Here is a 21,220-nt window from a genome sequence, read left to right on the forward strand (position 1 = left end):
GCCATGTCTGAATATGAGCTCCCTTTAGTCTTTTTTACCGTATTTTGTCAGTGGGCGGTGGGCGCAATTGTGGCCATCACAGTATTAATCGTCGCCCAACCAAGATGGCTGACGGAAGAAAAACGCTTTAATGCTCTGCGCAAAATGGCGGTGGCTATTTTGGCGGTCAATATTATCGGCTCGCTGCTGTCGCTATTGCATTTGGGTTCACCAACCGGGGCCTATCGCGCCATTCTGGGGATCGGTCATTCCTGGCTAAGCCGGGAAGTCGTCGCCTTCTTTCTGCTCAATGCGGTGGTATTTAGCTGGGCAGCCATCCTGTTTCGCTTTAATCGTAGCCAGGCTTTGATCCGCGGCGTTAGCCTGCTGGCCTCAGTCGCCGGGCTGGCGGCCATTCTGGTTTCAGCGCAGGTTTATTACCAGATGAGCAGCCACCCGCTGTGGCACTCGCCCATCACCCATCTCAGTTTTATTGCCACAGCGCTGCTGTTGGGGTTTACCACTCTTGGCTTAAGGATCAGCGTTTTCAATGCGGCGCTGGATAAGCATCAGCGACAGCTCCCCACCCAGCTGCCGGGAGGCATTTTGCTGGCGGTGGCACTGATGTTGGCGGTGATCCTGGGGTACAGCGCAGGTTTCAGTGAACAAGGCAAAATGTTGGCCAGTGCCATCGCCATCTTTGGCTCAGGCTGGATGAGTTGGCTGATTTTTGCCGGGCTGATTATCGCCACCGGACTGGCGACCTATCTTTATCGCCGACCGGTGTTGTCGGCAGGAGTCGCCAGTGTGCTGATGCTGGCGCTGCTCTCCGCCTCGCTGGGTGGCCGAATGCTGTTTTACTCTGGCGTGATGAGCCAATATCCTTGGTTTTGAGATGACGGGGCAACCCATATTCAAGACAAGAAAAAGGCCGCCGAGGCGGCCTAGCAAAGGTAGCATAGTCGATTGAAATAAAAGGATTTATTTCTAAGTATGTCCACGCATTGACCACACTTCGAAAACAGCCCCGGATTTCCGGGGTTTTTTCTTCTGCCTCTTTCACAGCCTCATCCCTTCACTTCCTATTGATATCCGATGTAACATAAGAAGAATTTAACATATAGGGACGTTGAAAATGTACCAATACAAAATGGTTCAAATACCGCCGAATATCTCGGTAAAAGCCAAAGACAATAAAAATGGCATCGCTGCTCAATACCTAGAGAACGTTGTAAACGAGTTCGCTCAGGAAGGATGGGAGTTCCAACGAGTCGACACCATCGGCATTGAAGAAAAACCGGGCTGTTTTGGTAGCAATAAGTTAGGTGTAGTTAACTACTACGTCATCACATTTAGAAAAGAAGTTTAAGAATGCTTACTTGGTTGAGTATCAGAATGATACTTGCCTATCGAAAGTTAGCACCGAGAAAAATACGGGATAGATGCAGATACTATCCGTCCTGTTCAAAATACACGCTCATATCGATAAAAAGATTTGGTTTTTTTGCTGGCTGGAGGTTAGGGATTAACCGACTTAGACGCTGTTGCCCACCTAATGGCGGGATAGATTATCCGCCTCGAAAAACTCACATCTAATCTTAAAAAAGAAACCCCGGAAATCCGGGGTTTTTCGCTTCTGTTACATCAACATGCTTTGCTGGCCGTAATGGGTCGGGTGAGGCATCACCGGCACCACATGGCCGGGTTTCACAATGGTGCGTTCAATGGTTTCCATGGTGACAAATGTATGACTGCAATTGATGTTCTGACACTGGTGATAACGCTCCTTTGTGTTCTCGCTGAGATAACGACTTGAACGAGCATGTGCAGCAGTTCCGCAGATATTGCAATGAAACATAATTTATCACTTCCACCATTCAACATTGATAAAGTGATTTTAGTCTTTTTTCCTTTAATATCAATCAATTATTAACCATTCAGTCTTGTTTGTTTTCCTCCTCATACTCCACGTCCGAAAGCCTAACCTCAAGCTCTAACGCCGTCGTATAGCCGCTATTGCTGAGTGAATGGGTCACCTTAGTGATTGTCCACGCCTGCTCGTCTATGACGCGCTTAAATCCTCTCACCGCTAGCGGCGTTTCAGGGAATAAATCCGCTCGCCCCATGGCAAGATTGATAGAAAACTCCGCAACACCGCGTTGCAACTTATCCCATTTTGCCAGTGCGGCACGCGTCGCCTGCGCCTTGCTGGCGTAAACCGTGGTGATAGCAAACACATTGTCGGCCTCGCCGGTCATGTATTCGCCTTCCCGCGCCTCTTTCGGTTTGCTCGCTGCCTTCTTAGCCGCCACCGGTTTTGCCTTTGGGTGTTGCAGCGCACGCAAGTGCTGCGGTTTCGGTTTGCGCTTGAGTTTCACCTGCTGTTTTTGCGGCTTAGGGTCTTTGGTATGCAACCACTTGGCCGTAACGCCCGTATAGGCCGCTCGGTCTGCAATAGCAAACTGATGCCCGTCACCGTCGCGGCGTTCAATCGTCATCTGCGGGATAGGCTTGCCGCTGGCCGTCACGCCATTCCCGGCCCGGATAAATAACAGCTTCCCGGCTTTTATCGAGACCTCTGCACCGTTACGGGTGGCTAGGCGCGTCAGGAACTTGGCGTCAGACTCCTGCGACTGGTCGATGTGCGGGACTTTAATCTCGGCCAATCCTTTCGCGACGCTGACCGTCAGCTTGTTCCTCTCGGCAATCTTGCTAATCACTGCGCTGAGTGTGGTGTCGTGATAGGACTCCTCCCGGCGGGCATTGAGCGAACCGCGAAAATCAGCAGAACGGGCGCGGATCGTTAGCGTGTCTGGCGCGCCCCGGTGCTCTATCTCGTCAACGGTAAAATTGCCCTTATTGAACAGTGGCGCACCTTGCCAGCCGAGGTGGAGCGCCAGCACTGCACCCCGGTTAGGCATAATGACCTGCCCGTCGGCGTCATCCAGCTCAATATCGAGCTGGTCGGCGTCAAATCCGCGATTGTCCGACAGTGTCAGCGAGAGCAGGCGGTCACTGACATTATGGGTGATATCCTTCTCGCCCATCTTGAGCATAAACGCCGGGGCCATTGTCGCACCGGCATCCAGTGTCATCCCGGTAATCATTGGAGCAGCCCTCCCGCCATGTTCCCGGCCTTGGCTGTCCATTCGCTCATTTGACCGAGCATCCCCTCCGCCTGCGCCTGTAAATCACCGTACATCGCCGTAAAGGACTCATCCACGCGAGTGAGCGTGAGCGTGAACTCTATGCGCCGGGCGCTGCCGGTGGAGAAAAACTCCGTGCGGGTTTCACTGACGCCGTTCACAACAAACATACCGTAAATGGTGCCAGTGCCTTCCAGCAGCGGCCACGCTTTACCCTCGACGGCCATGGCATCAAGCAGTTGCATAGAGATTTTACCGCCAGTTATTTCCGGCAGCAGGACGCCGGATAGCGTGATTTTCTCCTCATTGACGCCGAGAAATTGCAGAGCCGGCCGCTGGCCGACACGGCTGTTTGACGGCCAGCGATAATCCACCGAGCGCGCCAGCGTTTGATAGGGCACCGTCTGCAACTGGAATACAAACAGCCCGAGAATTAACATCATCAGCACACCCTCCTTAATCCGTCGCCATGTTTGAGCGCTGCGCCGCACGGCGTTTACGCTCCCGTTCTTCCACCACTTCCAGCAACATCCGCTTGGTTTCTGCTGCACTGGTGCCGCCGGGGTGTTGGCTGCCGACGTGGAAGTTGTTGACGCTGTTATCGACAAAGGACTTGCCACCCCCGGCCGTAACCGGCGCATAGCCGCCCGTCAGCAGGCCGCCCGATGGGGAATATCCGCGCCCGTTCGCACCGTTGGCGTAGTCATTGGCCTTTTTCGCTTTTTTGTCGAGGTCGCTGGATTCGGAGTTGATGACCCCCAGCTTTTTCAACACCCAATCAATGCCCTGCCGCAGTTTGTTGAACGCCCTAAGCGGCAGGCCGAGCACGTCAGCCAGCCCCCGGCCAAAAGCCAGCCCCGCGTTTTTACAACTATCGAGGGTCTCTTTGGTGGACTCCACCGGCTTGATTAAGTCCTTGAACCACTGCCAGACCGCCTTTAGCTTATCGCCGAGCCAGTCAAAAACCGGCTTTAAGGGTTTGAACAGCTCACCAACCGGCGCAAACGCCTCCATAACACCCTGAATTACACCGCTGAAAAAAGCGCTGATAGGTTGCCAATATTTGCGAATCAACAGCACCCCGGCCACAATAGCCAAGCCAATCGCGACTATCGGCCACGTCAGTGCGCCAAGCGCCGTCATGATTGCGCCACCCACGGCGCTAAATATCGTCCCCATCACGCCAGCAATCGCAACGATACTGTTAATCCCCATGATGACCGGCCACGATGCCAAACCAATTGCCCCCAGAATGCCGACAATGGCAAGGCCACCAAGGGCAATTTTTCCCATTGTCCCGGACAGCTCTTTGTTGTTCTTGATCCAAAGGTCAATTTTCAGCAGGAACTTTGTCGCCTTCGTCGTCAGCTCCCGGAAAGGTGTTTCCAGTTGGTCAAACAAATCAATCCCGACAGCCTCGAAGGAGGATTGAAGCTCTTTCAAGTCCCCGCCGAGATTGTCCTGCATGATTTTGACCAACTCCCCCGTCTTGCCGTCGGCGGCTTTAAACGTCGCTGTCAGCGTGTCCAGCTTGCCCGAGATTGCTGTGTCCATTAACACCGAGGCGGACTTCATGGCCTCCTCGCCGAAAATGGTTTTTACATACTCAGCTTTCTGACTGGTGCCGAGTTTGTTTTTCTCGAAGCTGGCCTGCATTTCTTTCAGGATGGTGAAGATTGGGCGTGTATTGCCTTTGCTGTCGGAGGTTTTTACCCCCAGCTCGTTTAGCGCATCCCGCGATTTACCCGTCGGAGCCTGTAAGCGGCTGACAACCGCACTACCGCCCGTACCGGCCATTGAACCGGTGATTTTCGCATCATGTAGCGCACCAACCATGGCGGCGGCTTGCTCAATGCTCACTCCGGCATTCTTTGCCACCGGTGCAACATAGGTCAGCGCGTCGCTGAGTCCCTGAAAATCAGCCGCCGTTTTATTCATCGTCATCGACAATACATCGCCAATGTGGGCGACCTTGTCGTTAGAGAGCTGGAAAGCGGATTTCATCCCCATCAACAGGGCGGCGTTTTCCTCCATGGTTTTACGGTTCGCCAGTGCCATATTGAGCGTAACCGGCGTTGCAGCGGTGATGGCGTCTTTGTCGCCGCCCGCTTTGGCAATGATGATTTGCGCCCCGGCGGCGTCATCGGCAGATGCGGCCGTGTTATCACCAAGCTGTCGCGCCTGCGTGCGGAGCGCCACCATATCAGCCGAATCTTTTGCGACGCCGAGCACAGCCTGCAACTCAGAGTTTTTTTGCGCAAAATCATACCCCGGCGTCAGGAGTTTTTTTGCTGCAAAACCGCCGACTGTCGCCGCGCCAACACCGGCCGCCCCCGCTCCGGCCACGCTGCCCGCCAATTGCTTCCCGGCCTGATAGCGCTTGCGTACCGCGCTGAGCTTGGCCTGTTGCTGGCTGACGCGAGATAACGCCTCACGCTGCCGGTGAAGCTGGGTAGTGGTTTCAGTGAGGGATGATTTCAGGCGGCGTTCGTCGACGGCCAGGGTGCGGGTATTAATCCCAGCCCGCGCCAGCTCTTGGCGCTGACGCTGTACCGACTGGCGCAACCCGTTGTATTTGAGTTGCAGCTCGGCGGCCGAGCGCTTGGCCGCGTCCATCAATTGCGCCTGTGCTCGGGTCGGCTTCTCGGTGTTTTTGAACTGCACCGCCAGCGCGGCGGCTTCCTGCTTAGCCTTTGCCAGCGCCTGACCGGTGACGGCAAGCTGCGCGCTCGATTTGCGGAATCCTTCGACGCGCCCGGCCTGCGCGTTCAATTCTTTCAGGTTCTGCCGGGTGTCGCGGATTTCGGCAGACAGCGATTTACTCGCTGTCTGGATGCTTTTAAACGGGCGGGTCGCTTGGTCAACGGCTTTGAGTAGCACCTGCAACTTGACGTTGTTACTCATTCGGTTGTCCGCTTCGTTGTAGCGCTTTGTCGCGCCAGTTGAGGAGTTCTTGCGGTGTCATCGGGTAAAGCTCTGACGGCGGCCAGTGGAAAACCGTCGCGATATCTGCCATCAGGTCATCAACCGACAAACCAGCCGGGAAATCTAGAGTGCCGAACTCGGTGCCAAAAAACCGATAACCTTCCCGGCCAATGCCACAAGGTCAGGCAACTCCAGCGCCGTGACTTCGCTCTCTGTCAATGCCGGGTAAGTCATGCGCGGCAGCACCTTAATCAGCGCATCAACCTCAGAGTTTGCCAGCGAGGCCAGACCCACGCCGCGCAGGGTGCCCGCATTAGGCTTAACCAGCGTGACCGTATCGATAAGGGTCTCACCGCGTTTGACCGGCGTATCCAGTTTCACGACGTTTGGGTTTTCGGTAGCGGTGATGGTGTTGTCGTTTTTCATGGTGTGCTCTCAAATTAAATAAGTCAGGAGGAATGGCGGCCAGCGTCGCTGACCGCCCGGTAATTACAGCCCGATGTTGCGGCGGTGCTGTTCCAGCATGTCGACGCCGTTCACGCGCTCAATCATGTTGACGGTGTCAACTTCGATGCGCTCTTTTCCGTCGACGGTCAGTTTGAAATAAGTGCATTGGGTCGAGATTTTTGTCTCGGTATCCTCGCCCTGTTTCTGGTCGCCAAAATCAAACTCTTTGTGACGTCCACGCATCACGATTTCCACTGCCACCATGTCGCCAGTGTCATCGCGCTGGTAGGAGCCACAGAAGCGCAGCGGTACCGATGCCGCGCTGGCGGCGGCGTACTGTTCCCAGAGCTGGTCGTCCGGGAAACCGCCGACAGTCCATTCCACGCTCAACGCGTCATCGTCCAGCCCCATATCCACCGGGGCCGCACCGTTCATGCCGCCGCCGCGATAGTTTTCAAGCTTGCGGGTCAGTTTCGGCAGGGTCACAGAGCTGACCACGCCCATATAGCTCAGGCCGTCGTTAAACAGGTTGAGGTACTTCAGTTTGCGCGGGAGTGCCATGGTTTAACGTGTCCTCTTAGCTGTTGACGCCAGCGGCCAGACTCACCAGATACTTATCGGTGATACGCTGGCGCAGGGTCAGGTCTTCCAGTGGGGGAACCGGGGTATAGTCATAATCGATATACAGTTTCCCGGCCTTGAGGGTCTCTTTGTCGTTGGCCGATTCGTCATACCAGCAATCGGCATCGATGATGTAACCGTTCGATTTCAGCTCGCGGAATTTGGCCTTGATGCCGTCGACAATGTCGCGGATGAGCGTCGCAGTGACCGGCTTATCCACCGCCCACAGGTGCGCTTCGGCCATGGTGTCAGCCAGCACTTGCGCGGTGCGGGTGTAGTTTTCGAACAAGAACAGCGGGTCATCAGAACAAGTGCGGTTACCCCAGAAGCGGAAACCGTCTTTACGCACCAGCGTCGTGACTCCAGCCTCATTGAGCAGGTCGGCATCGGTGCCGGGCGCTTGCAGGTCCCAGAACACGCTGGCGGAAATGCCGGTCACGCCATTGACGCCGACGTTAGACAGGGTTTTATGCCAGCCGGTTTCCGTGTCGATTTTGGCGCGCAGGCCCAGCGCGCGAGCGGTGGCATAGGCCGTGGCGCTCACGTTGCCAGTGGTATCCCATGCGAGGAAATCCGGCCAGATGAGCATCAGCTCGCGCTGGCTGAAATTGTCGCGGTAGGTGATGGCCTCGGAAATGGTTTTGCAGCCATACGCACTGATATAACCGAACGCGCGTAACTGCTGGCAAATACCCGCCAGCGCCGTCGCCACTTCCAGCGTATCCAGCCCCGGCACGCCAAGAATGCGAGGTTTCACGCCGGTGACCGCCTGCGCGGTGAGCAAGGCTTTCATGCCGGTATAGCGGCCATTTTCATCCGCACCACCGATGATGTTCGACGTGGTTTCCGCCGCGTCTTTACCCTCTTCGACACGGACGACAATCGTCACCGGCTTGCACTGGTCGCCGATGGCGGCCAAGGCATTCGCCAGCGTGCCGGATTTTCCCGCCTTACCGGCGGCGGCAATCACATCGGTAATCAATACCGGGGTGTTGAGTGGGAAAACCTTCGGGTCGGCATCTTTGCCGGTGCAGACCATGCCGACAATAGCCGTCGATACGGTGGAAATGATGCGCGTACCGTCATTGATTTCAACGACGCGCACGCCGTGGTGATAATCACCCATATTGTGACTCCGGTTGTTGGTGGTGTGCCTAGCTTGCCGCCGGGCTTGCGCAGGCGCACGCAATGGCCGATGGATGACCCACCAGACAACGGAGCGAAGAAACATGAGGGGATGAGAAGACACTACGATCGATTTGGCCGATCAATCCAGACGCATTGATCTACACAACCAATTGGACAGATTTTAATCAGGTGGGTTACTGTCACTGGGCAAGACGCGGCAACATCAGGGAAAGACCGCGCAACAGAGAACAGCCCGTAACATGCGTTACGGGCTATTTTTTTAGGCGTCCGGCGACTGCGGCCACGCCACATCAGGCGCGGTTGTCGTATCCACACGATTCAACAGTACGCTGTAGGTTTCCCACGCGGTAAGCGCCGCTTTTTCTGCCTCCGTTGCCATCTTCAGTCTAATGGCCGTCTCCAGTGGCGCGATTGCGCTCTCCGCCGTTTGCTGACGTAACATCAGCTCCTGCTGCGCCGCATCAACTGCCGCTTGCTGTTGCTCACGGGTATCCGTTACCCATTTTTTACCGTTCCACTTATCAAACGGCGTTGCTGGCACTTCCAGCGTCACATCGTGCGGAAAATCACCGATGACAGCCACAGTCTGCGGTTCGCCGGTAATCGTACTGTAAGCCGTCTGCCCACGGTAATCAGGCAGTGTCTCCCACGCAGTCCCGTCAACGCTTCGCACCAGCGCCAATCCGGCTTTATTAGGCAGTGTCGGTTTATCCACGAAACTCAACGCAGGCAGGCCGACACCCTCCGGTAGATATTCCAATACGGCTTGCTGATACTCACGCTGTACCGGCTCAATGCTGTAAACCGTCAGCCAACCCGCCCCCACGGCCAGACCTGTATCACTCAGAGTTGCGGTAGGTAGTGCAGTACTGTATTTGCTCATTATGCGGCTCTCACGATGTAGTTAAATGCGATGTTGCGTGGGCGGGTTTCTGCTGCCGTGCGGATTTGTCGCGATGCATCAATTTCAACCCTAAACACGCCATTTCCGGTGCCGCCTGATGTTTCTGTCAGGCCACTTGTGCTGGCAACGGCCTGCCCCTGTGCGATAATCCCCTCGGTCGACAATCCGGGGATAAAGTGCTGAATGCCATTGGTTTTACCGGTAAATTTCTGCACGGCGTCAGCTTGAGCGGACAAAACGGCACGACTGCTGTCTACCCCTCGGCCATCATCCCAGCCCCGCAGGAATTCACCGCGCAGGTCAGGCAGGCGGCCATTTGAGTAGGTTTGTGCCAATAATGGGTATTTGGCTTTATCGAATGCGGCCCCGTTGCATTTCAACCAGCCTGTCGGCGCAGTGGCAAGCGGCCAGGGTTGCGGAATACCTACAGGTGCATCGCTGCGCGTAATTGCCCCAACATCATCAGCGGTGGGCTTGCGTGATTCAGAATAAAACTCAATCCAATTGCTCCAGACGCTGCCCGTCCACGTGCGCCGCCAAACCCTGCCGCCCGTGCTACCTGATTGACCGTAACCGCTAGCCTCTTGAACCGTACGGTAACCTGTAACACCCGTTCCCGATTGCCATGTCCTCACCTGCAAGAAAATAGTCCCGGTATCACCACTCATGGGCCCATTAAGCGGAGCAGTCACAACGCTATCACCCCGCGTCAGGACAGTATTTAAATCCGTCCCCGTTGTTGCCTTAACCGCCGGGGAAATACCGTATTCAGCAAGCCCAATATTTTCCTGTGCGACCAATTGTGCATTGCGCCCGGCGACGCGGATCTCGCTCAGGTTATTGGCCGTTGATAATCGGGTGTTCGCATTATCATTCGCCGCCTTCACCGCTTTAGGGGTTGCTGCCCGCACCTCACTATTGCTGTCAGTGGCGCTATTGAGTTGCACAAAGCCCTTTTCCGTTAAAGTGGCGTCGGGGTGATTGCGCGATTTTGCATGCTGGCCGATTTGTTCATCAACATACTGCCGCGTTGCCAGCACGACGGACGGGTCAATCTTAAGCGTCACTGCCTCGGTGCTGGAGACAATCAGCACCATGCGAATGGTTTGCGTGCGGCCGCTGCCTTCCTGTAACTGCGGCTTGTAGGTTTCCGGGCAGTTAGCGACCGCAATCAGCGTGCCGTCAGCAGAAAACAGACCAATCTCTCGGATCCACCAACCTCCCTCATTTTCCGGGATGATTTGCTCGGCGATAATCTGACTGTCGTTGCCGGGGTCAATGGTCAGCATATTGATGGCCGCGCGACGCTTTTCCCCCTTAAGGGTCGCTTGCGCCGCGTCAGGCGTCGGCAGGACGCCGCCACCGTCCCCGACGGCAATATGCGTCATATCAACTCGGGTGCCAAGTGCGGCCGCATTCGCCAGTTTCGCCGCGCCCTGATTGGTCAGAATGGCAAAGAATTTTGCTGTCATGCGTTTACTCTCAGGTTGTCAATAAGATGAATTGCCGCGCCGGTGTAACCGGTACCGCCGACAGAAATTGTTTCGGGTAAATAGGGATAAACGGTCAGTGCATCGCCGCTGTAACTGGCTGCGCCCACATAGCCAGCACCAACACTGGACAGGCTAATCGCAAGGCCGATAAGGTGGCGGCTCGCTGGTTTAGCGTCGGCTATCATGCGCTCCAGCTCCCGATACATTTCATCGGTGATGCCGGTTTCCAGTACGCCGACAACCAACCGAAACGTGCCGGGGGTCTCGTTAAGCTGCCACCACTCGCGCACCTCAATCAGATAACCCAGCGGCTCAACGACGCGACGCAGTGCGCTGATGGTGCCTTTATGTCGATGAACAAAATGCGCGCTCTCGACAACGCTGCGTTTTGTCGCCTCCGGCCAGCGCTCATCCCATCGGTCGACAGAAAATGCCCATGCCAGATACGGCAACAGGTTGAGCGGGCAGGCTTGAGGGTTCCAGAGCTGTCGCAGCGGTACCGGCACCCGTGCAAACTCAGCGCAGGCCGTGGCTGCTGCCACTTCTAACGGTGACGCGCCGACCGGCAGCAGGCGACCATCACTCATCGGATCCCCCAACAGTCAGTTGGTAGCGTGAACAGCTTGATGCCTGCGTCTCGTCTAAAACGATATCGCCCGCCGGGCTCTTTAGATCCACCCGCTGCACCCCTTCCACATGCAGCGCGGCATAGATGGCCGACAGGCGGATATCCCGACCGAGGCGATGCTGCGTGCTGATATAGGCCTTGAGCTTTTGCTCCGATGCTTGTCGAACAGGCTCGGCCTCCGGCCCCGGAAACAGGTAGAGCACAGCCTCAATCACATAGGGAACAATCGTCGCCGACTGTACGGTCACCCGGTCAGCCACCGGCCGCACATCCTCGGCATTGAGTGCCGCCGCAACAATCGCAATCAGCTCCGGGCTGGCCGTGCCGTCACCCTCACGGGACAACACCGACACCGTGACGCTCGCCGGTGTTGGGCTGGTGACAGACACGTCGGCGACGCGGCCGTCAGCACTGCGACCATGGAATTGATACGCGCCGACCGACCCGGCCACGCTCAGCCCTTCAAAGGCCTGCTGGATCCGCACACGGAAATCGCTGTCACTTTCCATGACGGCGGTCACAGGGGGCAATATGCTGTCGTCGGCCGGGGTAATCACCAGTCGGGCAACGTTATAATTGCCGCCGAGCTGGTCGAGGTCACTGCCTGCGGCATACCCCAGCATGACCGCCTGCGCCGCCTCATTTACGCGCTGGCGTAGTAACACCTCTCGATAGGCGTTTTCCTGCAGCAACTTGACGATAGGCTCGGACTCCAGAGCTAAAGTGCGGGCAATGGCTTCCTGCTGGTCTGCCGGATAAAGAGAAATCAGCGTTGCCTTGCGCTCAGCAAGCAGGGTTTCATAGTCCAGCGGTTCAACCACGTTCGGCGCGGGAAGCTGGCTTAAATCAATAGTCGGCATGGTGTCAGCTCAATGGAACGGTTAACGAAAATGTGCCGCCGGTGGTGTCTTGGCGCACGCCGGTAATATCAACGAACATCTGACCGCTGAAGGTTTTCTCAAAGGTGATCGACGACAGCCTGATACGCGGCTCCCATTTGAGAATGGCCATGTAACAGGCGGCCATCACTTGCCCGTTGACCGCTGGATTTTGTGGCTGGTCAATCAGGGCCGACAACAGCGAGCCATACTCACGGCGCATCACCCGCGAGCCGACAGGCGTAATGAGGATATCGCGCACGCTCTGGCTGATATGTTCGCTGTCTGTCAGGGTTCGGCCGGTTTCCCGGCTCATGCCGGTGTAGCGCACTGTCATGAGGGTTTATCCGTTTTGCCGCCGCCGGTCTGAACGCCGCCGTGGGTGTGGGTATGCACGACAACGCCATTTGATGTGATGCTGCCGCCGGTATGGCTCAGGTCGCCGGTCATCTCGCCACCCTCTTTAATCTGAATGGTGCCGGTCACTAACTGATTACTGCATTCCACGACGGGGGCGTTGAGGTTGATTTTTTCGCTAGCATTAACAGTCACCGTGGGGGCGGTCACCTTGACGGACGTCGAGGCGCTCACGTCGGCGGTGACAATGCCGGAAACACTCAACGCGCCGGTTTGTGGCTCGTACTCAATGACCGCACCATCGGGAAAGCTGACGTGATAGGCTTCGGCCGACGCCGACGGGGCCGGAAAGTCGTCGGAATAAATACCCGGCAGCACAAAAGCAGTATCGAGTTCGCCGCCCAACGCCAACAACAATACCTGTTCGCCAATGGACGGCGCCCACCATGTGCGGGCACCACCGGCGCGGCAGGTCAGCCATTGCAACCAGTCCGAGGTATTACCTCCAAGTTGAACACGACAACGTGCTCTCCCGGTGTCAACGTCAACGATGACACCAATACGGATGAGGTTGCGCACTGCGCGAGTAAGTTCTGAAATCGATTCGAGTGTGTTCATGGAAGGAAGGATGACCGATACATTATCAGTCTACAAACAAATGCAATTAGTTAGAGGGTGAAACAACAAGCGTAGTTTTTTAGATATGCTCAGATTAAGATGAATAGATGCCTAAATCACCATTACAATGGTGAACACACTTTAAACATACTGGGGGAATTAATGTGTTAAACAACACACTAATTCTCCAGAACAAATCACTCTGATGATAGCTTTTCAATGTTATAGGCTCTAGGGCCTTTGGATTTTTTCTCAATGGTAAACCTAACCCTATCACCAATATTTAAGAACCTATCCTCTCCAACTATTTCCTCATAAAAAAAGAACACATCCTTACCTTTATCTCTAGTGATAAACCCGAATCCCTTAAAAGAATTGAAGGCCTTCACAACACCATCATGAACTTCTGTTTGAGACGACATCTACCACACCTCACTTTTCTTTGGTTTATTCTTAAAGTGCGCACTTAATCGTCGGCGCCACAACCTGGATTCAAAAAGATAGTTTCTAGACAGAATCCCTAACTTAGAATAAACCAAATTCAGCCTGGTCAACTGACCATAATTCAATCCTGCCGGATTCAACCTCAACAAACTTTTACAATCCAGTATTATTTTCCGTCTAGCGGAATCATCATACACTGGCAAAACATTATTTAACCGTTCCCTAAGGCCTTTATGATTTGACTGTTCCAACCTATTTAATTTTGCAACCAGCCCTGATGTTTTGTTCCAAATCTCATGATACTCATCAGTTGAATTCCCAGCCAAGTATAAACGTTCACAAGCATGAACCATAGCTCTGATATATCTGCGCTCATGCCTTGTTACTTTAGGTACTTTATGTCCAACCCAAAGGCCAGTAACAATAAAGGATTGAACATTAATTTTTTTATTCTCAACTCTTGTTTTCTTTTTATTGTGTTCTAAGCCATGTTTTTTGAATAGAGCAACCACGCTTCGGATACACTCACTAATGCGCTCCGCCGATAGCTCCTTTGGTGAGGATAAAGTTACATCATCTAATAGCCGTGTATAACTAATACCTAGACTTCTAAGTCTCGATACAACTGTGTATTCTGAGTTAAAGAAAACAAGGTTGGCTATGTATGATGAGGTACATGCTCCTTGAGGAACCTTACCTCTATATGTGGTTAGATTAGTCAAAAGCTCAGACACATCATTTGGAAATTTAAATAACAACTTAAATATTGGAGTGACTTTATCCGACTTTATATTGTCATAAAAATTCCTCACATCGAGACCAATAATAGTCTTACAACCACTAGCTGAATGCACTCGCGCGTTTTCTACATAATCACGCTTATTATCAGAGTCTCTAATTCCCCCATGTAGATATGTCGGATATTTAACCTTCTCGAATATTCTTTTGTTTATTCTTTTTTGAATTCTCTTTAACTCGAACTTTGGTTCATATACTGTGCGATCTTTTCCTTTGGATTCTATAATAAATTCAGAATATGAATTATCTATATCTTTAGAAATTGATAACAGCTTAGTTGATGCTACTCCCAAACAACGGGCCAATGCATCTATAGAAGCGATGGGAAAATGTGGGTAATTAGGTTTGTCCATAACCTTTCCAAATGTATTAGAGCGGAAAAGTGGTTAGGAGTTAGCTAAGTTTCAATAGCAGTTCAATACATACCACTACTAAACTAGCCCACGGAGCGAGTCCCACAAACGTAGTTACTCTGCTGCGTGAATTCAAGTCAATTTGCTCTGTCGTACAATTCCTCTCTCGAAGATTTTGCACCAAGCTCTTAGTTTTGTTGATAGTCAATTTTAGTTTGAATGTAAACATTTTCGTATTTCCTAGTTTAATCGTACACATGTACGGCCAGACCAAGGATCTACATCAGGATAAAATAATCGACTTGAATAACTCCTAACCTTTTCGCCAGACAACTGTCGATTGTATGTGCAACGAATTGATGCGCGGAACACATCTTCCACGAAATCGCACGATACCCCCGCATGACCGGTCATGATCCTTTCGGATCGCCTAGGCTTCGGTTCCTGATTGAAATTGACATATCTAAAGAGCACAAGAGGCGAATGCCACCTCTGAAACAGATTGTAATATTGAAAAATTAAGAGTCAAGATAATTAATGATAATATTACCAATCGCTTCAACCTCGGCTGGCTCCCAGCCCAAAAGCGCACGTTTTTCATACTTTACCAACCTCGAAAAACGACTTGCGTGATCATATAACCCCTCCTGATGCACGCGCGCCATGCGCTGTACACGCCCCACAAACTCGACCAGCGCCTCATCAGCCGACCCTTTGGCCTTCATGTAGCGATTGGTGCGCAGCTTGGCGAACATCTGTCGCTTAACCCGCCCCTTTTTGCTGCGGATCGGCTGACGTTTACGGTCAGCATAGGGCGCACCGTCCGGTGTCTGTTGGCGTTTAATTCGGCCCTGCTGACTGGTGCGCAGACGCTTCGCAATCTCGGCGGCCATCTGTCGGCGACTGGAGGCAGACAGCCCCGCAATCAGCCCGGCGAGCTTGTCATCAAAGGGCTTTAACTCATTCATCCCATTTACTCACCAAGTCACCGTTAACATAAAGCTGCATCGGCCTTTCCACCGGTATCGGTAAGGGTGGCTCCGGCGCGTGTGAGACGTGCAGCGCCCGGTCAACCTCTTTCACCAGCGTGCGCTCGGTCAGTTTCAGGTAGATACTGACATCAATGCTGTCGTCGCTGTTGATATCGACCTCGTAGGTAAAGCCTTTTTTCTTGCCCTCATCCGTGGTCATGATATCGGGCTGATTCTCCCGCAACCATGCTCCAATTGGCACCAGCAGAAAATCAATATCATCCGGGTAATCGGTGACCATGACGTTGAGCATGTAGCGATTTTCAAAGGACAGGGACGCGGCCAGCGTTGCACCGATGACACCACTATCGATAAAAATACGCAGCATATACGGGTTCGCCTTGAGTTTCGGCACTGCGTCATAGAGCGCTTTGCGCAAACTTTTCGGTTTTAACATCGTGTTCCTCCTGACATTTTTTCACGGTCTCTACCTGTAGCGCGCAGCTCACCAGCGCACGCTCAAGATTGAAAATATCCGCGCTTAAATCACCGTTGGTTTTCGGGCTGCTGCCGGGCAGCGGGCAACTGCTGACCTTCGGACAACCAGCGTAAATAATCGTCGGGGGTGGCAAAGTCGGGACGGGTGTGCAGCCCGATAACATCATCAGGCAAAGCAGACTGATACCAGCGGCGCAGAACGTCATTTTCATTGAGCAACCTCGTAATTGTGTGGTTTCGGCGACTTGCCAACTGGTCAGCGGCAGCGATGCGCTGGCGTAAAATGACCTGCTCTCGCTCATTGCTCAAGGCGCTGTCCTGTAGCGCAGCTATAGCCGTGCGGCTTTCGGCTAGCGCCGCCACTACCCTGACGTTTTCCAGCTTCGCGGCATCCAGTCGATCCCCGAGGGTAAGAACCTGCCATTTCATCAAGGCAATGACCGCCAGCAACACCAGCGCCAGAAAAAGTTTGCTACTGCGACTCATAATGCCCCCGTCATGCATAACGCCACTTCCCGCCCCCGGCGGTTCTCCAGCCCGGCAGACCTGACGCCATTGACAAACACCCAACGGGGAAGCTGATTACATGCGGCGGACCACTGTTTTTTATTGATGAAATGCGCCAACGTCGACGAACAGGCCGCGCCGGTACCGACGTTAAACGCAAAGCTGACCACGGCGTCATAGACCGGTTGCGGCATGGTCACCGGCATGCACTGCGCGAGGCGTTTCTCGACCCGCATGACGTCAGCCACCAGATTGACCGCCGCTTCCCGCTCGGTAATGGGTCGCCCGGGGTTAACCCCGGCCGTGTGACCGATGCCACTTGTCCAGACGCCCGCACTGCATTGATACGGACTCAGGCGGCACCCTTCCAGATTGGCAATCAGCTCAAGGCCCGCCATCGACGTATGCAGCCGGGTAAAGTCCGGCAACAGGGCCGCCAGCGCCAGCACGACGGCGACGCTGCACCGCTTAACGATTGATTTCATCGAAAACCTCCCGGGGGATGCCGACATTTTTCAGCAGCAAATAGCTTTTGCGGCGGTAATACCAGTTAGTAAAAAAAGTGCCGACGCCGACCACCGCGCCAACAATCAGCGCGATATCCTGCGCGGAATACTTCCCAGCCCACGCCAGCAGCACCGCAACGGCGTAGGCAATAAACGAGGTAACTTTCTCCATGGTTAATCCCATAGCTGAACGGTTTCGGATGCCGGAGCCGTGTCAATCACTGGCAGCGTGACCACCGTGCCATGCGGCAAGATGACACCCAGCTCAGCCAGCCCCGGATTAGCCAGCAGCACAGCCTCGACCACGCCCTCGGTGCGGCCGTAGGCGCGATAACACAGCGCGTCGAGCGTGTCCCCTTGAAGCGCGATGACGTTCATCAGATTTGCCCGACAATGCAGCGCGGCTTGCCCTGCAACCGGGCGATTGACCAGCGCATATCCCGCCAGTGCTCATCAATGGACACCTCAACGCTGTCGGCTTTTTTGTCCCCCTTGGCGCTGGCATCTGCGCCCCGGTAACGTTCGTACAGCGTTGCCGTGGTCATGGCACAGACCGCGCTCAGGTAGTGAAAACACTTCTCGCTTTCGCCGTCGATTTCATCGGCAGGAACCTCGGCCAGCGTCTTGAACCCGGCCGCGATTTGCTTCTCACGATAGAGATACAGCTCCGCATTCGCCTCCGCGATACCGCTGCGAATGGCAAAGCGCAGGCGCTCAGGCGTGACCGTGTACTCCAGCCGCATCAATTCGCGGATGCGCTTCGGGTCAACGTCCGGGAAAAAGAACGTGTTTTTAATCACCGGCTCTGGCGCATCCGGCTGCGGGATAATGGCCGTCGGCTCGGCCTGCGGTTCGACCGGGTTACGCATAATCACTGTCGTCATGACAACCTCAAAATGGGTGGGCGGTGGACGATGGCGTTGATAAGTCAAAAGACACTCGCGGCCATCGTGCCGCCCGGCACGGGGTGCGTTCTGTTAACCGGCGGTTTTTACCGCCTTTCGTGGTCGCCCGCGTTTGGCCGGAGTGGCGGCAGCCTTACGCGTGCGCGTGGTTGTTCTCTTGGTGACGGGCGCAGGCTTCGGCTTGAGGGCGCTCTCGCATTTTTGGATCTCTTTTTTCACCCCGGCATTGCTGTCGAGCTGCATTGCGCGGGCGAGGTACTCCAGCGCCTGCGCAGGGTCACCGCTGTCGCTCAACATAAGACCGGCCACCTTGTAGAGCTTGGCCTTGACCATGTCAGGCATATCCTCGGCGGCGGTCATCTCAATGGCGACGCGCAGGTCATCAATGTTGGCGGGGCTTCCCGCCTTGCGGCTGCGTTCTGCCGACAGCGCTACCTCTTCGGCAAACAGATACGCGACCGGCCGTTTGTTGTTCGGCACCTTGAGACGGTATTTCAGGGCATAGGGCGCAATTTCCAGCGCACCGGGAATGTCATCGGCGTCGAGCTTCCACTGCATGACCGTCATCAGAATGTCATCCTGCGCACCCCGACCTTCGGCTAATACACCCGCCACCCATGGCGCGTATAACGGCAACATGGCGCGCTTGTGGTCGGCCTTTCTCTCAACAGAATGGATAAGTTTCAGCTTGGTGCGGTCTGCGGCCAGCTTAACGAGCATTTGCTCGTAGGCGGTGGCATGGCGCAGCGGGTTATCTACCCGCTGCGCGGCCTCCACGGCCGAGACCCGCATCATGTGACGCTGTGCGGGACTCGTCATGGTTACTCTTCGCCTTTGGTTTCTTGAGTGTCTTCACCGGTTGGCGCAGGTTGCGCAGCCGCCCCCTTGCTGACCGCCAGCACGATAGCGTCAGCCAATGCAGTGATATCCGCACCGGATGACTGCTGGATCACGTTAGATACCAGCGCGGCCGATTTTTCAGTCGGTGCGGGCAGCAGCTCGATGTTTTCAATCAGGCAACCGGCCGGATAGTCTTCGACCACATAGTCAATTTTCATCGACTCGTAGTTCTCGACGCGGTCACGCTTGGCGTTTTCTTCAATGTGACGACGGTGACTGTCATCCATGATGTAAATCGACAGATTGGCGAGCGTGGTGATAAAGATGGCGTTAGCCGGGAAGAACGGCACGCGCACGGCAGGCAGGTTACCGATGCGCTTCTGACTGACAATCACGTCGGCGGCCAGCGCCTCGGTGTTGGGTTGCGCTTGATTAACCAGCGGGAAGTATTTGTCGGCCAACAATTTACGGCCACAAATCACCACAAGGTCAGGCGACTCCTGATGCCATGGCGCAATCAGGTTGTTGGTCGCATCCATCACCACCGCGTCGAGGTTGGCATAATCGCCGCCCTCGCCAATGCGAATGACCGCCGAAATTACCGCACCATCTTCGCCGGTGATTTTGCTCATCACGCGGGATGGGGCTTCTTTGCGGTATTTTTCCAGCCAGCCCTCAGCCACATCTTGCAGCATCGGATTTTTTGCACGGTCAGAGGTCGCCGCGCGGCTGGTGCCGTTGAACCCGGCCATGATGAAATCCAGTGCCTGACGCTTGGCGATGGCGTTGCGGATACGTAACTGGAAATCCTGATAGCGCACCCACAAATCAAGCTGGTTATAGCGCAGATGGAAATCAAAGTTCACCTGCTGGCACTCGTATTTATTGGACTCCAGCGAGGTGAAATCCGCGGTCTGACGCTCTTTGCCGCCGTCGGTATCGGTGGTGCTGGCAATCGAACCGTTAACACCCACGCCGACCTTCTCGCCCTTCAGCTCGGCAACCGGGGTCATGTTGATGCGGGTCAGGAACTCAGAGGACTCCTGTACGATATTCATCAGCGATTGCGTCACTGACGGCTCTACGCTGAATTTTTTGCCGACATCGCCGACGTCCGTGATGCCGTTTAGCTTGGCAACTTGTTTCAGATAGGCGTTAAATTGAAAGCGGGTCTTTGTCTTCATTGCATTATCCTGATTCGATGAATTCGGGTTACTTCACAGCGGCGCGCAACGCGCCCCGCCCTGGCTGGTATCAGCAGTTGGTCAACAGGCTGTCTTCACCGTTGCCGCCGGAGGCTTTCGGGCGTCGCTGCTGGCTCAGGTTCTCGGTGGTATCGAGGGTGGTCTGAAGCTCGGAAAGCTGCTCCTGACCGGCTGTTACCTCACCTTTCAGCCCCGCAATTTCCTGCTCAAGCTGCGCGAAGCGTGTTTCGGTACTGTCGCCGTTGGTTTGCACCTGCTCGGCGATAACAGTGACCGCGTCATGCACATCACTGAATCGCGCGTCATCGCTGACTTGTTTGCGGCTGAACATGCCTTTTACACGGTCGGTCAGGTTGGTCAGCAGACTGTCAGGCAGTTCCTCAAACTCCAGCAGCACCTCAGTCGCCACCGAAAACACATCACCCGGCTCGGCTTTTTTACCGGCCAGCGGGTTAGTCTTGGCGCGGGAACAGAATTCGAGGTATTCGGTGCCGAGGCTGGCCGGGTCATCAGTGACCGCCAGACCGACGAGGTAGCATTTGCCGGTGTTGGCAAAATTCGGGCGGATTTCCATCGAGGTGTAAACTTTTTGGCTGGCCTTGACCATGCCGACCAGCTCATCGGTCGGGGACATTTTGCCGAACAGCGCCAACTTGCCGTTGAGGATGGAATCATCATCAATCTTCTCGGACTTCACTTCGACCACGTCGCCAAGGCGTTTAAAATCGCCGTTAGGAAGCAAGCCTTTAAAATGCTCCAGATTGATACGACAGCCATAAACTCGCGGGTCAAAACTGTCCGCCATATCCTGAATATCGTTACCGTCAATCACGCGGCCGTCACAGGTGTCGCCCTCGACACCGATGCGGAACCATTTCGATACTTTCTTTGCCATGAGCCATTGTCCTGAGTGGTTAAGGTCGGAGCTAGTTTCCCGACTGACCACCCTCACGGCCAGCGACTGCCGACGGACTATCCCCCAGACAACAGCACATTAGCGCGCGGCCGTCGTGGCTTGCGTAGCCTTGCCCTCGTCATCCACATGAGG

30 protein-coding genes are annotated in these 21,220 nt (G+C 54.6%); 3 read left to right on the plus strand and 27 right to left on the minus strand.

Annotated elements, in window-relative coordinates; genetic code table 11:
- Positions 1-3: 3 nt before the first annotated feature.
- The 3 genes from NHG65_RS15710 (at position 4) to yidD (ending at position 1,575) form a co-directional block, all read left to right on the plus strand.
- Complete coding sequence (locus NHG65_RS15710) at positions 4-873, plus strand: dimethyl sulfoxide reductase anchor subunit family protein (RefSeq protein WP_499182374.1); 870 nt, start codon at positions 4-6, stop codon at positions 871-873.
- A gap of 241 nt (positions 874-1,114) precedes the next feature.
- Positions 1,115-1,348: a DUF4177 domain-containing protein gene (locus tag NHG65_RS15715; RefSeq protein ID WP_499182375.1), complete on the plus strand. Its 234-nt coding sequence runs from the start codon at positions 1,115-1,117 to the stop codon at positions 1,346-1,348.
- Between the two features lie 26 nt (positions 1,349-1,374).
- Positions 1,375-1,575: a membrane protein insertion efficiency factor YidD gene (gene yidD / locus NHG65_RS15720; protein WP_499183487.1), complete on the plus strand. Its 201-nt coding sequence runs from the start codon at positions 1,375-1,377 to the stop codon at positions 1,573-1,575.
- A gap of 43 nt (positions 1,576-1,618) precedes the next feature.
- On the opposite strand, the gene NHG65_RS15725 is transcribed toward yidD, so the two are convergent.
- The 27 genes from NHG65_RS15725 to NHG65_RS15855 all read right to left on the minus strand — a co-directional run bounded on the left by NHG65_RS15725 (position 1,619) and on the right by NHG65_RS15855 (position 21,067).
- A complete protein-coding gene (locus tag NHG65_RS15725) occupies positions 1,619-1,837 on the minus strand; it encodes a DNA-binding transcriptional regulator (protein WP_499182376.1) in 219 nt (72 codons plus the stop codon).
- 79 nt (positions 1,838-1,916) lie between these two features.
- Positions 1,917-3,086, minus strand: a complete 1,170-nt coding sequence (locus tag NHG65_RS15730; protein ID WP_499182377.1) for a phage late control D family protein — start codon at positions 3,084-3,086, stop codon at positions 1,917-1,919.
- A complete protein-coding gene (locus tag NHG65_RS15735; RefSeq protein WP_499182378.1) occupies positions 3,083-3,568 on the minus strand; it encodes a phage tail protein in 486 nt (161 codons plus the stop codon). The genes NHG65_RS15730 and NHG65_RS15735 overlap by 4 nt, the downstream gene beginning before the upstream one ends.
- 13 nt (positions 3,569-3,581) lie before the next feature.
- Positions 3,582-6,029, minus strand: coding sequence for a phage tail tape measure protein (locus NHG65_RS15740; protein ID WP_499182379.1), 2,448 nt, complete (start codon positions 6,027-6,029; stop codon positions 3,582-3,584).
- The gene (locus NHG65_RS15745) at positions 6,022-6,141 is read right to left on the minus strand and encodes a GpE family phage tail protein (RefSeq protein ID WP_499182380.1); all 120 of its coding nucleotides are present in this window, start codon (positions 6,139-6,141) and stop codon (positions 6,022-6,024) included. Before NHG65_RS15745 ends, NHG65_RS15740 begins: the two co-directional genes overlap by 8 nt.
- 32 nt (positions 6,142-6,173) lie before the next feature.
- A complete protein-coding gene (locus NHG65_RS15750; RefSeq protein ID WP_499182381.1) occupies positions 6,174-6,476 on the minus strand; it encodes a phage tail assembly protein in 303 nt (100 codons plus the stop codon).
- Between the two features lie 63 nt (positions 6,477-6,539).
- Entirely contained in the window at positions 6,540-7,058 is a 519-nt protein-coding gene (locus tag NHG65_RS15755) for a phage major tail tube protein (RefSeq protein WP_499182382.1), read from the minus strand.
- Positions 7,059-7,074: 16 nt separating this feature from the next.
- Positions 7,075-8,244, minus strand: coding sequence for a phage tail sheath protein (locus NHG65_RS15760; protein ID WP_499182383.1), 1,170 nt, complete (start codon positions 8,242-8,244; stop codon positions 7,075-7,077).
- Between the two features lie 282 nt (positions 8,245-8,526).
- The gene (locus NHG65_RS15765; RefSeq protein ID WP_499182384.1) at positions 8,527-9,150 is read right to left on the minus strand and encodes a tail fiber assembly protein; all 624 of its coding nucleotides are present in this window, start codon (positions 9,148-9,150) and stop codon (positions 8,527-8,529) included.
- Complete coding sequence (locus tag NHG65_RS15770) at positions 9,150-10,643, minus strand: phage tail-collar fiber domain-containing protein (protein ID WP_499182385.1); 1,494 nt, start codon at positions 10,641-10,643, stop codon at positions 9,150-9,152. The genes NHG65_RS15765 and NHG65_RS15770 overlap by 1 nt, the downstream gene beginning before the upstream one ends.
- A complete protein-coding gene (locus NHG65_RS15775; protein ID WP_499182386.1) occupies positions 10,640-11,251 on the minus strand; it encodes a phage tail protein I in 612 nt (203 codons plus the stop codon). The genes NHG65_RS15770 and NHG65_RS15775 overlap by 4 nt, the downstream gene beginning before the upstream one ends.
- On the minus strand, positions 11,244-12,152 hold the full coding sequence (locus tag NHG65_RS15780; RefSeq protein ID WP_499182387.1) for a baseplate assembly protein: 909 nt from the start codon (positions 12,150-12,152) through the stop codon (positions 11,244-11,246). Before NHG65_RS15780 ends, NHG65_RS15775 begins: the two co-directional genes overlap by 8 nt.
- Before the next feature lie 4 nt (positions 12,153-12,156).
- Positions 12,157-12,507 (minus strand): GPW/gp25 family protein, encoded by a 351-nt coding sequence (locus tag NHG65_RS15785; RefSeq protein ID WP_499182388.1) that lies wholly within the window; start codon positions 12,505-12,507, stop codon positions 12,157-12,159.
- The gene (locus tag NHG65_RS15790) at positions 12,504-13,145 is read right to left on the minus strand and encodes a phage baseplate assembly protein V (RefSeq protein ID WP_499182389.1); all 642 of its coding nucleotides are present in this window, start codon (positions 13,143-13,145) and stop codon (positions 12,504-12,506) included. Before NHG65_RS15790 ends, NHG65_RS15785 begins: the two co-directional genes overlap by 4 nt.
- Positions 13,146-13,342: 197 nt before the next feature.
- Positions 13,343-13,567 (minus strand): retron Se72 family effector protein, encoded by a 225-nt coding sequence (locus NHG65_RS15795; protein ID WP_499182390.1) that lies wholly within the window; start codon positions 13,565-13,567, stop codon positions 13,343-13,345.
- Positions 13,568-14,740, minus strand: coding sequence for a reverse transcriptase family protein (locus tag NHG65_RS15800; protein ID WP_499182391.1), 1,173 nt, complete (start codon positions 14,738-14,740; stop codon positions 13,568-13,570).
- Positions 14,741-15,258: 518 nt separating this feature from the next.
- Positions 15,259-15,708, minus strand: a complete 450-nt coding sequence (locus NHG65_RS15805) for a phage virion morphogenesis protein (protein WP_499182392.1) — start codon at positions 15,706-15,708, stop codon at positions 15,259-15,261.
- The gene (locus NHG65_RS15810; RefSeq protein WP_499182393.1) at positions 15,701-16,168 is read right to left on the minus strand and encodes a phage tail protein; all 468 of its coding nucleotides are present in this window, start codon (positions 16,166-16,168) and stop codon (positions 15,701-15,703) included. Before NHG65_RS15810 ends, NHG65_RS15805 begins: the two co-directional genes overlap by 8 nt.
- Positions 16,131-16,376 carry an Rz1-like lysis system protein LysC gene (gene lysC, locus NHG65_RS15815; RefSeq protein ID WP_499182394.1) on the minus strand — a complete coding sequence of 82 codons (246 nt, stop codon included), beginning with the start codon at positions 16,374-16,376 and terminating at the stop codon, positions 16,131-16,133. Before lysC ends, NHG65_RS15810 begins: the two co-directional genes overlap by 38 nt.
- The gene (lysB, locus tag NHG65_RS15820; protein ID WP_499182395.1) at positions 16,258-16,695 is read right to left on the minus strand and encodes an Rz-like lysis system protein LysB; all 438 of its coding nucleotides are present in this window, start codon (positions 16,693-16,695) and stop codon (positions 16,258-16,260) included. Before lysB ends, lysC begins: the two co-directional genes overlap by 119 nt.
- Positions 16,692-17,201, minus strand: a complete 510-nt coding sequence (locus NHG65_RS15825; protein ID WP_499182396.1) for a lysozyme — start codon at positions 17,199-17,201, stop codon at positions 16,692-16,694. Before NHG65_RS15825 ends, lysB begins: the two co-directional genes overlap by 4 nt.
- The gene (locus NHG65_RS15830; protein ID WP_099061767.1) at positions 17,185-17,394 is read right to left on the minus strand and encodes an HP1 family phage holin; all 210 of its coding nucleotides are present in this window, start codon (positions 17,392-17,394) and stop codon (positions 17,185-17,187) included. Before NHG65_RS15830 ends, NHG65_RS15825 begins: the two co-directional genes overlap by 17 nt.
- 2 nt (positions 17,395-17,396) lie before the next feature.
- Positions 17,397-17,600 (minus strand): tail protein X, encoded by a 204-nt coding sequence (locus NHG65_RS15835; RefSeq protein ID WP_099061768.1) that lies wholly within the window; start codon positions 17,598-17,600, stop codon positions 17,397-17,399.
- Complete coding sequence (locus NHG65_RS15840; RefSeq protein ID WP_499182397.1) at positions 17,600-18,106, minus strand: head completion/stabilization protein; 507 nt, start codon at positions 18,104-18,106, stop codon at positions 17,600-17,602. Before NHG65_RS15840 ends, NHG65_RS15835 begins: the two co-directional genes overlap by 1 nt.
- A gap of 93 nt (positions 18,107-18,199) precedes the next feature.
- Entirely contained in the window at positions 18,200-18,946 is a 747-nt protein-coding gene (gene gpM / locus NHG65_RS15845; RefSeq protein WP_499182398.1) for a phage terminase small subunit, read from the minus strand.
- 2 nt (positions 18,947-18,948) lie between these two features.
- Positions 18,949-20,151, minus strand: coding sequence for a phage major capsid protein, P2 family (locus NHG65_RS15850; protein WP_499182399.1), 1,203 nt, complete (start codon positions 20,149-20,151; stop codon positions 18,949-18,951).
- Between the two features lie 70 nt (positions 20,152-20,221).
- Positions 20,222-21,067 (minus strand): GPO family capsid scaffolding protein, encoded by an 846-nt coding sequence (locus NHG65_RS15855; RefSeq protein WP_499182400.1) that lies wholly within the window; start codon positions 21,065-21,067, stop codon positions 20,222-20,224.
- Positions 21,068-21,220: the final 153 nt, after the last annotated feature.

Origin of the sequence: Serratia myotis, assembly GCF_027474885.1 — a bacterium.
Classification (GTDB): Bacteria; Pseudomonadota; Gammaproteobacteria; order Enterobacterales; family Enterobacteriaceae; genus Serratia; species Serratia proteamaculans.

Bases quoted from the DNA above. Each gene is read 5' to 3' on its own strand.
- NHG65_RS15710 (WP_499182374.1), top strand. From the start codon at position 4: ATGTCTGAATATGAGCTCCCTTTAGTCTTTTTTACCGTATTTTGTCAG.
- NHG65_RS15715 (WP_499182375.1), top strand. From the start codon at position 1,115: ATGTACCAATACAAAATGGTTCAAATACCGCCGAATATCTCGGTAAAA.
- yidD (WP_499183487.1), top strand. From the start codon at position 1,375: ATGATACTTGCCTATCGAAAGTTAGCACCGAGAAAAATACGGGATAGA.
- NHG65_RS15725 (WP_499182376.1), bottom strand. From the start codon at position 1,837: ATGTTTCATTGCAATATCTGCGGAACTGCTGCACATGCTCGTTCAAGT.
- NHG65_RS15730 (WP_499182377.1), bottom strand. From the start codon at position 3,086: ATGATTACCGGGATGACACTGGATGCCGGTGCGACAATGGCCCCGGCG.
- NHG65_RS15735 (WP_499182378.1), bottom strand. From the start codon at position 3,568: ATGATGTTAATTCTCGGGCTGTTTGTATTCCAGTTGCAGACGGTGCCC.
- NHG65_RS15740 (WP_499182379.1), bottom strand. From the start codon at position 6,029: ATGAGTAACAACGTCAAGTTGCAGGTGCTACTCAAAGCCGTTGACCAA.
- NHG65_RS15745 (WP_499182380.1), bottom strand. From the start codon at position 6,141: ATGGCAGATATCGCGACGGTTTTCCACTGGCCGCCGTCAGAGCTTTAC.
- NHG65_RS15750 (WP_499182381.1), bottom strand. From the start codon at position 6,476: ATGAAAAACGACAACACCATCACCGCTACCGAAAACCCAAACGTCGTG.
- NHG65_RS15755 (WP_499182382.1), bottom strand. From the start codon at position 7,058: ATGGCACTCCCGCGCAAACTGAAGTACCTCAACCTGTTTAACGACGGC.
- NHG65_RS15760 (WP_499182383.1), bottom strand. From the start codon at position 8,244: ATGGGTGATTATCACCACGGCGTGCGCGTCGTTGAAATCAATGACGGT.
- NHG65_RS15765 (WP_499182384.1), bottom strand. From the start codon at position 9,150: ATGAGCAAATACAGTACTGCACTACCTACCGCAACTCTGAGTGATACA.
- NHG65_RS15770 (WP_499182385.1), bottom strand. From the start codon at position 10,643: ATGACAGCAAAATTCTTTGCCATTCTGACCAATCAGGGCGCGGCGAAA.
- NHG65_RS15775 (WP_499182386.1), bottom strand. From the start codon at position 11,251: ATGAGTGATGGTCGCCTGCTGCCGGTCGGCGCGTCACCGTTAGAAGTG.
- NHG65_RS15780 (WP_499182387.1), bottom strand. From the start codon at position 12,152: ATGCCGACTATTGATTTAAGCCAGCTTCCCGCGCCGAACGTGGTTGAA.
- NHG65_RS15785 (WP_499182388.1), bottom strand. From the start codon at position 12,507: ATGACAGTGCGCTACACCGGCATGAGCCGGGAAACCGGCCGAACCCTG.
- NHG65_RS15790 (WP_499182389.1), bottom strand. From the start codon at position 13,145: ATGAACACACTCGAATCGATTTCAGAACTTACTCGCGCAGTGCGCAAC.
- NHG65_RS15795 (WP_499182390.1), bottom strand. From the start codon at position 13,567: ATGTCGTCTCAAACAGAAGTTCATGATGGTGTTGTGAAGGCCTTCAAT.
- NHG65_RS15800 (WP_499182391.1), bottom strand. From the start codon at position 14,740: ATGGACAAACCTAATTACCCACATTTTCCCATCGCTTCTATAGATGCA.
- NHG65_RS15805 (WP_499182392.1), bottom strand. From the start codon at position 15,708: ATGAATGAGTTAAAGCCCTTTGATGACAAGCTCGCCGGGCTGATTGCG.
- NHG65_RS15810 (WP_499182393.1), bottom strand. From the start codon at position 16,168: ATGTTAAAACCGAAAAGTTTGCGCAAAGCGCTCTATGACGCAGTGCCG.
- lysC (WP_499182394.1), bottom strand. From the start codon at position 16,376: ATGATGTTATCGGGCTGCACACCCGTCCCGACTTTGCCACCCCCGACG.
- lysB (WP_499182395.1), bottom strand. From the start codon at position 16,695: ATGAGTCGCAGTAGCAAACTTTTTCTGGCGCTGGTGTTGCTGGCGGTC.
- NHG65_RS15825 (WP_499182396.1), bottom strand. From the start codon at position 17,201: ATGAAATCAATCGTTAAGCGGTGCAGCGTCGCCGTCGTGCTGGCGCTG.
- NHG65_RS15830 (WP_099061767.1), bottom strand. From the start codon at position 17,394: ATGGAGAAAGTTACCTCGTTTATTGCCTACGCCGTTGCGGTGCTGCTG.
- NHG65_RS15835 (WP_099061768.1), bottom strand. From the start codon at position 17,600: ATGAACGTCATCGCGCTTCAAGGGGACACGCTCGACGCGCTGTGTTAT.
- NHG65_RS15840 (WP_499182397.1), bottom strand. From the start codon at position 18,106: ATGACGACAGTGATTATGCGTAACCCGGTCGAACCGCAGGCCGAGCCG.
- gpM (WP_499182398.1), bottom strand. From the start codon at position 18,946: ATGACGAGTCCCGCACAGCGTCACATGATGCGGGTCTCGGCCGTGGAG.
- NHG65_RS15850 (WP_499182399.1), bottom strand. From the start codon at position 20,151: ATGAAGACAAAGACCCGCTTTCAATTTAACGCCTATCTGAAACAAGTT.
- NHG65_RS15855 (WP_499182400.1), bottom strand. From the start codon at position 21,067: ATGGCAAAGAAAGTATCGAAATGGTTCCGCATCGGTGTCGAGGGCGAC.